This is a genomic window from Streptomyces sp. NRRL B-24484, assembly GCF_000717715.1.
Taxonomy (GTDB): Bacteria; Actinomycetota; Actinomycetes; order Streptomycetales; family Streptomycetaceae; genus Kitasatospora.
The window spans coordinates 1-462 of record NZ_JOAI01000151.1; the positions used below are offsets into that span (position 1 = coordinate 1).

Consider the following 462-nt stretch of genomic DNA (forward strand, 5'->3'; position numbering starts at 1 on the left):
GGCTCCACCAACCCCCCACAACCGACCATCCACCCCCTGCTCCTCGGCGACGACGAGGTCGGCCACGCCGAGTTGCACCCCGACGGCTGGGCCGCCAGCCTCCACGGCCGCTACCTCCTCGACCCTGCCACCGGCGACAGCGCCCGTTTCCGCTCGCTCGACGAAGCCGCCACCGCGGTCTACCGCCAGCTCAACCCACGCTGATTTCCCGGCCAAGAAAAGCGCACCAATCCCTGCCCACCTGGATTCTCCGAGGTTTTGTGGGGCAGCCGGATGGGGGTAGTGGCTGTGGCGGGATGTGCCGACGGTGGGTTTCTGATACCGCCCGGCCCCGGTTTTGGACGGGGTCGGGCGGTGGGTTTTCTGGCCGGATGGGGAGGGGCGCTGTGGCGGGATAGTCTGACGGTCAGCACTTGATACACGCTCGGGAGGGGTGCCCGGGTCAGCCCCGGCGAACCAGCC

At 69.3% G+C, this 462-nt stretch carries 1 protein-coding gene; it reads left to right on the forward strand.

The window, feature by feature from the left end; genetic code table 11:
• A partial coding sequence (locus IE98_RS44065) for a hypothetical protein (RefSeq protein WP_043176442.1) occupies window positions 1-204 on the forward strand: 204 nt, incomplete at its 5' end.
• Window positions 205-462 lie beyond the last annotated feature (258 nt).